Raw genomic sequence first — 10,342 nt, 5'->3', positions numbered from 1 at the left:
ATCTAAAGATAATCAATTTCGAAAAAATAAACAACCCAATAAAAGCAAAAAGAGGCTGCCCTTTTGAGACAGCCTCTTTTTTTGTTGCAGTCGGAAGTAATCTTCACCTCATTCGAGGTTGGGCTGCTTGCGTTGCGGATGTGGGTAACCGTTAGTTACCTGAAATTTTTTCAGGCTCTTATATTCGCCCGTTTACTTGCTCCGAAGGCTTGAAATTAAACACAAAACATAAAAATATATTTGTAACCAATAGTATATATTTTGACTACAAAGTGCCCTATTATGTCACAAAGACACTTTTGTTAAATTTTAATAAAAATTTGTATTAATGGGTGTTTGTAATTTTAAAATTTCTGATTAACTCTGCATTAGAATTAGCGGCAATCTGGCATCTGTTCCAATTTACACCTGACAATATGAAAACAATTTTTACTCCTGACATGACTGTTCGACAACGCGCATTTTACGTTCTTCATCATCTTCACTTGCGTTTTATGGAAATGGAATCGGTGGTTTGACGCATCGTATTTCAATGAGCTACATCTAACTAAAAGCCTGCTTTTTTACCTGCTATCAAGAGTACAGGGCTTTATTAATCACATTCCTCTTTATCAGAAAAATCATCGGAATTACCTCTATGATGTGTATTCCCGTGTGTTTAATTGATTTCTGTATACTTAACCTATGCCTATGATAAAATAAAAACAATTCTTTCCATTACCCCCTAAACTCCTTGCGAGGCAACGACCGATATTTTTTTGGTGGGAACGCTTTGTTGTGCCCATCCTTCGAAACTGACGGTTTTACTAAACTATTTTAAACTATAATTTATGACCAAAATTATTTACCTAAAAAGGCTGTGTCCACCAGCAGGCGTGTGTCTGGCCATGATGGCACTTGCTGTGAGTCAACCGCTGCCGCTTTTGGCATCTGGTGTTCCAAGCCCTAAAACATCTCTTTTGCAAGCAGATATTGTTGTGAAAGGAAAAGTGGCTGAAGAAAACGGAACCCCATTGCCAGGTGTAAGTATCCTGGTAAAGGGTACCAACTCAGGTACTACTACGGATGCGTCCGGGGAATATAGTATCACAGTTCCCAATGCTGAGGCTGTTCTCGTATATAGCTACGTTGGGTTCATCAAGCAGGAGATCACTGTTGGTGCAAGAAATTCAATTAATGTAACACTTGCAGGTGACTCTCAGGCATTGAGCGAGGTTATTGTAGTAGGATATGGTGAGCAAAAGAAAGAAACATTAACCGGAGCAGTTACTACTGTTAAGGGAACTGACATTGTGAAATCACCTGCGGTGAACGTAAGTAACAGTCTTGCAGGACGCTTACCAGGAGTAACACTGGTTGCCCGTAGCGGAGAGCCGGGGCAGGATGGATCCACAATCCGTATCCGCGGTATGAACACATTGGGAAATAACGATGCTCTTGTGGTAGTGGATGGTATTCCCGGACGTTCACTGGATCGTATCGACCCTAACAGTATCGAAACAATTTCCGTTTTGAAAGATGCTTCTGCTGCGATTTACGGAGCGCAGGCAGCCAACGGGGTAATCCTGATCACTACCAAACGTGGTAAAACAGGAAAACCTACCATTACTTTTAATGCCAATCAGGGTTTCAGTCAGCCTACAATCCTACCTAAAATGACGAACTCATCCGAGTACGCACAGGCATTGAACGAGGTCGATTTATACAGAAATCGCCCGGCACGTTATTCAGCTGAGGATATTGCCAAATTTGCCGATGGTTCGGATTTGTGGAAGTATCCTAATACGGATTGGTTCAAGGAAATCTACAAAAACTGGTCAGGGCAGCATTTTTATAACGCTACGGTATCTGGTGGTGGAGAGGCTGTACGCTATTTTGTTTCTTTAGGTACCAAAACACAGGATGGTTACTATAAAAACAGTGCGACCAAGTATACACAGCATGATTTCAGAACCAACCTTGATGCAACAATTACCAAAAATATCAGCCTTCGTTTTGATGTATCGGGTCGTTTGGAAGATAAAAACTATCCGACACGTTCTGCAGGAGATATTTTGTGGATGGTGATGAGAGGTAAGCCGAATATGCCTGCTTACTGGCCAAACGGCGCTACCGGTCCGGATATTGAGTACGGAAATAACCCGGTTGTGGTGAGTACGAATCAGACTGGTTACGACCGTGATAAGTGGTATGTTTTGAACAGTACCTTACAACTGAACGTTAAAATTCCCTGGGTTGAAGGACTTTCGTTCACTGGTAACGCAGGTATTGATAAAGGCTTTAACTTCAGAAAGCGTTTCCAGACTCCATGGTACCTGAACTCATGGGATGGAACAAGCCGTGATGCCAACGGACAGCCTATATTGGTTCGTGGTAAAAAAGGGGTAGGAGATCCTAACCTGACGCAGTACATGGAGGACAAGCAAGATATTTTGTTGAATGGTTATATTAACTACGACAGATCAATCGGTACTAATCACCTTATTAAATTCTTGGTTGGTAGCGAAAGAAGAACAGGTAACGGTGATAAATTCAATGCATTCCGCCGCTATTTCGTATCCAATGCGTTGGATCAGCTGAATGCCGGTGGTGATGCCGAGAAAGACAATTCAGGAACGGCTTACCAAAGCGCCAGACTTAACTACTTCGGACGTGTTAACTATAGCTTCAAGGAAAAATATTTGATGGAGTTTGTATGGCGGGTAGATGGTTCCTACATTTTCCCGCAAGCAAAACGCTTCGGATTTTTCCCCGGTGTATCTGCGGGATGGCGCGTATCGGAAGAGGGTTTCTGGAAAGACAATATCAAATTTGTTAATCAGTTCAAACTTCGTGCTTCATGGGGACAAACCGGTAATGACCGTATCGAAGAATGGCAATACCTCGGAACTTACGGCTTCCAGACTCAAAACATGGTATTCGGTACAAACATTGAGAGCAAAACACTCGGTGAAACCCGTATCCCTAATCCTAACGTAACATGGGAAGTGGCCAGCCAGGGTGATATCGGTTTTGATGCAAGTCTGATGAACGACCGTATCAACGTTACTTTCGACGTATTTGATTACCGTCGCTCACAATTGCTTTGGAGAAGAAATGCTTCTGTTCCTACTTCTACTGGTTTGACTCTTCCAAGTGAAAACATCGGTAAAACATCAAACAAAGGATTTGACTTTAATGTGTCGTACCGCGGTGATGTGAAAGATTTGAAATATACTTTCTTTGTGAACGGAGGTTATGCGATCAACAAGGTGAACTTTATTGATGAAACACCTGGTCGTCCGGAGTATCAGCAAGTTACAGGACATCCGCTGCCAACCAAGCCTAGTGATCCTAACGCTCCTTTCGATCCGGATCGCGACTTGTACTATCAGGCCATTGGTATCTTCAAGGATCAGGCTGCTGTTGATGCCTATCCACACTGGGGAGGTGCGCGTCCCGGTGACGTAATTTTCAAAGATGTGAACAACGATGGTAAAATAGATGCAAACGACCGTGTTCGTAACTACAAAACTGACGTGCCTCGTTTCCAGGGTGGTATTGGTGCTAACCTGAGCTATAAAGGTTTCGATCTTTCGATTCTGTTCCAGGCTGCTACCGGTGCACTTCGTTATCTGTCTCTGGAAAGTGGAGATTTCGGTAACTACTGGAAAGAAGATTTCGATGGTCGCTGGACTCCTGACAACATCAATGCTACCAAGCCACGTGCAAGTAACAGAAGTGATGAGTACTGGAGATCACAGAGAAATACGCATCTGCTTTACAACACTAACTATGTGAGGCTGAAAAACCTTGAATTTGGTTACACAGTGCCGATGGGACTTACTAACCGTCTTGGATTGCAGAACGTTCGTTTCTATGTGAACGGGAATAACCTGGCTACTTATTGCCCTGGTCTGAAAGGATTCGATCCTGAAGATAACAACACAGGTGGTATCAACTATCCGCTTGCCAGAGTTATAAATGGCGGTTTATCATTGACTTTTTAATTGATTACATATGAAAAAGATTGTAGCTTTTTTAACAATTGCGCTGAGCATTGGCAATTTGACTTCCTGTAATCAGGATTTCCTTGACAAGCAGCCGCAGGATCAGTTTTCAGATGATGCAGTATGGAATGATGCAGCACTGATCCAGACGTTTATCAATAATACCTATCGCGGACTTGGGCATGGTTTCAACAACGTCATGTTCTCTACCTACAGCGATGAATCTATGGCTGTGTGGGGACCGGTTGTGAACGTAACCAAGGGGCTGATCAATGCCAGTGATATCAACGACTGGCAATACGATCGTGCTGCTTATTATGTGTGGGACAATGTTTATAAGAACATACGGGCTACCAACCTGTTTTTTAGTAAAATCGAAAGTGCAACCACACTGGATGCTGCTACGAAGAATATGTACATTGGCGAGGAACACTTTGTTCGTGCCTATCTGTATCACAATCTGGTTTCCGTTTATGGTGGTGTACCGCTGATCACGCAGGCTTACGGCCTTGGTGAGGAGTATTCAATGCCTCGTAATACGTATGAAGAGTGTATCAAGTTTATTGCCGATGAGTGTGATAAAGCTGCTGCACTGCTTCCCGAAACACAATCTGCTGCTAACGCAGGTCGTGCTACTAAGGGAGCTGCTTTGGCGCTGAAAGCGCGTACGCTTCTGTATGCGGCGAGTGATTTGTATGCCAACCCAACCTGGGCAGCAGGATATGCCAATACCGAATTGATCGGATATAAAGGTGGTGACCGTGCTGCAAGGTGGAGAGCTGCGAAAGCTGCTGCCAAGGCGGTAATTGACATGAACATCTACAGCCTGAATGCACCTAACCCTGCAACATTGGCTGATGCGTCTAAAAACAGAGCAGATATGTTTGTGTCGAAAGCGTCACCGGAAGATATTCATGTACGTTACTTCCTTGCGAAACTGGACAATGACGGAGCATGGCCGGGGCGTTCCAACGGACCTAACGGTTACCACAACTGGGGTGGCAATACGCCGCTTGGGCAATTGGTGGATGACTATGAGATGAAGGATGGTACTAAGTTCTCCTGGACGAATCCAGCGCATGCTGCAGATCCTTATGCAGGTCGTGATTCTCGTTTGTACTCAGATATTTTATTTGAAGGTGCCCAGTGGAGACAACGTCCTGCTGATGTGATTGACAAAGATCCTAAAGGTATAATTCAAACCGGTTACTGGGAGAAATGGAACGCTACCACTTCTAAAGTGGAAGTTGTAGCAGGACTTGATACCAGAAAAGGACCTATCGAAGACTGGAACGGAACGTATTCAGGTTACTATCTGAAAAAATTCATGGATCCTAATGTCGATGCACAGTTCTTCAGATCTGAGGTGCCGTGGAGATTCATCAGATATACAGAAATTTTGCTGAACTATGCAGAGGCATGTATTAATCTGGGTGAAGAGGCTGAGGCTAAAAAGTATCTCAATATGATACGTAAGCGCGCTGCGATGCCGGATATTACCGAAACAGGCGCAGCTCTTGTAAAACGTTATCAGAATGAGCGTCGTATTGAAATGGCTTATGAAGAGCAACGCTTTTTCGATGTGCGTCGCTGGATGATTGCTCCAACGGTTTACTCTAATGCACGTGGTGTTGAGCCGACTTACAAGTTAAATCCTGATCGTACTACCGCTGCGAAAGCAACTTATAAGATCATAGAAGTACAGGAACGCAAATGGGTAGACAGAAACTACTTCCTGCCTATTAAACTGGATGAAATGAATAAGAATAATAAGCTTATTCAGAATCCGGGGTACTAAGTATGAGTTAAGAGTTGAGAATTATGAGTTAAGGGTTAAGAATTATGAGTTATGAATTAACCATTAACAATTAATAATTAACCATTTGTAACAGGGGTATGCTGATCGCTTGATTGGTATACCCCTGTTTTTTGTAGCATGTTTCTGAAATCGTCAACCTGGTAAATCCAAAGTTTAACTTTGGATTTACCAGGTTAATTGATTTTCAACACGTTTTTGAAAAAAGGATTTTGGGAATGGCTGGTCAGAAATTCCTTGGTATAATTGTAGCCTATGTCGAAGAGAACCTTCGTTTTTCTGAAGTCAAAAGTGTTGTAATTATAGAGTTCGGGTGCTTCTATCAACATATCACAGCGGTCCAGACTTGCTTTTGCTTTTCCTCTCATAGCCAGTCTGAAACTTCTGTAGGTGATTTGATGAATATGTGAAGAATTCTTAAGTTGATTCAGAGGATTACAATGTACTCCGATAATGTAGTCCACTTCATTCTGAATAGCATTTACGGGAAGATTGTTGAAAATTGCACCGTCTACCAGCTCTTTTCCCTGAAACACGATGGGACGGAATATTCCCGGCAGGCAGCAGGAAGCCAGTACAGGTTTAGCCAATTCTCCCTTTTTGAAACATATTTCTTCTCCCACCTGAATATCGGTAGCAGTCACTGCCATGGGTATTTTAAGGGCTTCAAATGTGTTTTCAGGTATGTATTTCAAAAGGATTTTCTCCGCATTTTCAATACTTAACATGCCACCGGTGCTGAAACCAAAACGCAGATAGCGGGAGAATTTGGTTTCAATAAAAATATCAAGAATTTCATCAGGCGAATAGCCATAAGCAAGTAGAGACCCTATAAAGGATCCGGCACTGGTACCGCTGATTTTATCAAATGTGATTCCATTCTCCATCAGGGCTTTGATCACACCTATATGGGAAATACCTCTGGCGCCTCCACCTGATAGAACAAGGCCAATTGTTGTCATTTGAGTTTTTTTGATGTTTAAACGCAGAGTTTCGCTGAGTTTTGGACACAGAGTTTAAGAAGAGATACACTGAGGCTATTTAAATTCTCCGTGTCCCTCTTTTCCTCTCATTGGTCCTTTGTGTAACCAACTTATCCGTCACAGAAAGTTACTGAGTTTTCCTCTTTCCCGTATCCGGATTCCCTTATCAGTGTGCTCCACAACTGCCGCTTCGTATAACGGATCGTGTTCGAAAAGAAGTATATGATTTTCATCAGCCGCGGCCTGGAGTACACGTTCTTTTTCTTCCATCGTAAGTAACGGACGTACATCGTAGCTCATGATCCAGGGTAAAGGCAGGTGAAATGAAGACGGAAGCAAGTCAGCAGCATAGATAATTTTTTGATCTCCATACTGAATGACGGGCAGTATCATCTGTTCCGTATGTCCATCTACGTGAATAAAGCTGATAAGATCAAAAGGGGAGGCGCCTTCGTATATAAAATTCAACTGCCCCGACTCTTTAATAGGCAGAATATTCTCTTTCAGGAACGAAGCTTTTTCTCTTGGATTAGGGTTTGTGGCCCAGTCCCAGTGTTCTTCAGTGGACCAGTATTTTGCATTGGGAAATACAGTTTGTAACTGCGTACGATCCTGATTGTATTTCACGGCTCCTCCCACATGGTCGAAATGCATATGAGTCAGGATTACGTCCGTGATTTGTTCAGGGGAAAAACCTTTCTCTCTGATCGAACCAAGTAAGGTAGCATCGCCATGCAGATCATAAAAGCCAAAGAATTTTTCATCCTGCTTATCACCCAATCCTGTATCTATCAAAATCAGTCTTTTACCGTCTTCAATGAGCAGACAGCGCATGGCCCAGCTGCAAAGATTTTTATCGTTGGCGGGATTATGTTTGTTCCATAATGTTTTAGGAACCACGCCAAACATGGCTCCTCCGTCCAATTTGAAAAAACCGGTATCGATGATATGAATTTTCATAGGGTTTTTATTAAATAAAATCGTCCTTCTTTCATAGGTTTGTAAACCAGCATGCGCTAACATATCATAATTTTCCCAATTTACGACTCTTTTTCGGGCGGTATTTGCCCAAGTATTATGTGTACTTCTATTATTGACAAGTCTGTTTTCAGACTTTTATCTTTTACATTCATGCTGCTGTCGGGCGTAGCAGCTGCGCAGAAAACGCCGGTTGAATACGTCGAAACAAGAATTGGTACTGCCCCATCTACTACCGAAAGTGCTAAGCAACACAGTGAAGCAGGAAGTGAGTTGAAAGGGCAGACTATCCCTGCGGTAGGTGCGCCCCATGCGATGACACAATGGACACCGCAGACCCGATCCACCGAAACCAAATGTATTGCTCCCTATTATTTTAACGATTCAAAATTCCAGGGTTTCAGAGGAACACACTGGCTGAACGGATCGTGTGTACAGGATTATGGAACACTTACGGTAATGCCGTTGTCCGGTGAGCTGAAGGTCAATCCGGAGCTGCGAGCATCTACATTTTCACACGAGAAAGAAAAAACATCTCCTGATTATTACGGGGTATATCTGGAAGATTATAAGATCAATGCGGAAGTCACTGCCCTTTCCAGAACAGCCATGATGCGCTTTCGTTTTGAAGGCGGAGAGGACAATTTCATTGTGATTGAACCCAATAGCGATGAAGGAGAAGGCTATGTGGAAGTGTTTCCGGAGAGAGGTGAGGTGGTAGGCTACAATCCTGTGCACCGGATCTATCAGGGATCAGGACAGCATGCAGGTTTCAGCGGTTATTTTGTACTTAAGTTTGATAAAAAAATTACACAGTTTGGTGTATGGAATGCGGATACTATTGTTCCGTTTGCCAGAGAAATTACCGGAAAAGGTAACCGTGAAAAGTTAGGCGCATATATCGGTTTTGGAGTCGCCGGACAAGTGGTTCAGGTAAGAATAGGAACATCGTTCACAAGTATTGAAGGAGCGAGACTGAACCTTGAAAAGGAATTAGGAACGAAGTCTTTTGAGACAGTTCAGAAGGATACCAGGAAGAGCTGGAATGAAGCACTGGGCGCTGTACAGGTTACGGGAGCGGATAAAGATAAAGTTTTGTTTTACAGTGCATTGTATCGTACAAAGTTATCTCCGCGTTTGTTCTCTGATTTCGATGGAAAGTATCCTTCATTTGCTGGTGGCACACCACTGCAAAAGGCAGACGGATTTGACTATTACTGCGATTACAGTATGTGGGACACATTCCGCGCCGCTATGCCTTTGCACCATTTGCTGGAACCGAAACATTCGGGAGATATGATGCAGTCTTTGGTGAAAAAAGCAGAACAGGGGGGATGGATGCCTATTTTCCCTTGTTGGAACCAGTATACTGCCGCTATGGTAGGCGATCATTCTGCTTCTGTTATTGCAGATGCCTATGCCAAAGGTATTCGTAATTTTGATCTGAATTCGGCCTATACTTATTTGCGTAAAAATGCATTTGAAGCCAATTCCAATCCTAAAAGTTACGAGGAAGGTAAAGGCAGGCGCGGCATGGAATCGTATCTTAAGTATGGTTATGTGCCGCTGGAAGACAGTGTTTGGCAGGCATTTCACAAGCGTGAGCAGGTGAGCCGTACTTTGGAATATGCTTACGACGATTTTGCTTTGTCTGTTTTGGCCAAAGGTTTAGGACATACAGAAGATGCGCGGATTTTGCAGCAGCATGCCATGAATTACAAGAATGTTATTGATCCTGTTACGGGTTACGCCCGTGGAAGATATGCAGACGGCAGCTGGATCAAATCTTTTGACCCATTCGCCAAACGTTCTCCGTTTATAACGGAAGGTTCGCCGGCGCAGTATACCTGGTTTGTACCTCAGGATGTAGCTGGTTTATCCAGGATTATGGGTGGAAATAAAGCATTCATCAATAAGCTGGATACGCTTTTCGAACAGGGACACTACTGGCATGGAAATGAACCGAATCATCAGATCGCTTATCTGTACGCCTATGCCGGCGAGCCATGGAAAACGCAGAAATGGGTACGCAAAATCATTTATGAAGAATACGACACCGGAATGGGCGGGTTGAGTGGAAATGAGGATGGAGGACAAATGTCGGCGTGGCTGGCTTTCAGTATGATGGGTATGTATCCGGTAGCGCCGGGTACGCCTGAATACGTGCTGGGCAGTCCGGTATTTAAAGAAATAAAACTGCAAACCGGAAAAGGAAAACAGTTTGTGATTGAAGCTAAAAATGTTTCAGACAAAGCGCCTTATGTACAGTCAGCTACACTGAATGGCAAACCTTTTACTAGAACTTACCTGTCGCATCAGGAGCTGACACAAGGCGGAAAACTGGTATTGGAAATGGGCTCAGAGCCAAACAAGAAATGGGGAGCCGATCCGAAAGACGCACCTGCTTCGCTGTCTAAATGATTTTAGGTTACACAGAGAACCATACAGTTAAGAAGAGGTTCACAGAGATTTTATTATGCTCTGTGAACCTCTTGTTTTTTCATCGCGACCGGGCGTAAGCTACTCCATATCTCAATAATATAAATCATCTCTGTGGCTCTCTGTGCACCTCTGTG

General features: G+C 43.4%; 5 protein-coding genes. 3 read left to right on the top strand and 2 right to left on the bottom strand.

What is annotated here, in order from left to right; genetic code table 11:
* Positions 1–830 precede the first annotated feature (830 nt).
* Entirely contained in the window at positions 831–3,989 is a 3,159-nt protein-coding gene (locus tag DSL64_RS19835; RefSeq protein ID WP_115832668.1) for a SusC/RagA family TonB-linked outer membrane protein, read from the top strand.
* 10 nt (positions 3,990–3,999) lie between these two features.
* Positions 4,000–5,787, top strand: a complete 1,788-nt coding sequence (locus DSL64_RS19830; RefSeq protein WP_115832667.1) for a RagB/SusD family nutrient uptake outer membrane protein — start codon at positions 4,000–4,002, stop codon at positions 5,785–5,787.
* A 194-nt stretch (positions 5,788–5,981) separates the two neighbouring features.
* Here the strand turns inward: DSL64_RS19830 and DSL64_RS19825 are convergent, their stop codons facing one another.
* Both DSL64_RS19825 and DSL64_RS19820 read right to left on the bottom strand, forming a co-directional pair.
* Positions 5,982–6,767 (bottom strand): patatin-like phospholipase family protein, encoded by a 786-nt coding sequence (locus DSL64_RS19825; protein ID WP_115832666.1) that lies wholly within the window; start codon positions 6,765–6,767, stop codon positions 5,982–5,984.
* A gap of 138 nt (positions 6,768–6,905) precedes the next feature.
* Entirely contained in the window at positions 6,906–7,748 is an 843-nt protein-coding gene (locus DSL64_RS19820; protein WP_115832665.1) for an MBL fold metallo-hydrolase, read from the bottom strand.
* Between the two features lie 117 nt (positions 7,749–7,865).
* Here DSL64_RS19820 and DSL64_RS19815 point away from each other — a divergent pair, with 117 nt between their 5' ends.
* On the top strand, positions 7,866–10,187 hold the full coding sequence (locus tag DSL64_RS19815; protein ID WP_229217157.1) for a GH92 family glycosyl hydrolase: 2,322 nt from the start codon (positions 7,866–7,868) through the stop codon (positions 10,185–10,187).
* The last annotated feature ends 155 nt before the right edge of the window (positions 10,188–10,342 follow it).

Origin of the sequence: Dyadobacter luteus (assembly GCF_003383615.1) — a bacterium.
GTDB lineage: Bacteria > Bacteroidota > Bacteroidia > Cytophagales > Spirosomataceae > Dyadobacter > Dyadobacter luteus.
The sequence above is the reverse complement of the archived record's forward strand: the minus strand, read 5'-3'. Positions and strand labels throughout refer to the sequence as shown.

What these genes read in the sequence shown, in the direction of transcription:
- DSL64_RS19830 (WP_115832667.1), top strand. Translation starts at nt 4,000, where the DNA reads ATGAAAAAGATTGTAGCTTTTTTAACAATTGCGCTGAGCATTGGCAAT.
- DSL64_RS19835 (WP_115832668.1), top strand. Translation starts at nt 831, where the DNA reads ATGACCAAAATTATTTACCTAAAAAGGCTGTGTCCACCAGCAGGCGTG.
- DSL64_RS19820 (WP_115832665.1), bottom strand. Translation starts at nt 7,748, where the DNA reads ATGAAAATTCATATCATCGATACCGGTTTTTTCAAATTGGACGGAGGA.
- DSL64_RS19815 (WP_229217157.1), top strand. Translation starts at nt 7,866, where the DNA reads ATGTGTACTTCTATTATTGACAAGTCTGTTTTCAGACTTTTATCTTTT.
- DSL64_RS19825 (WP_115832666.1), bottom strand. Translation starts at nt 6,767, where the DNA reads ATGACAACAATTGGCCTTGTTCTATCAGGTGGAGGCGCCAGAGGTATT.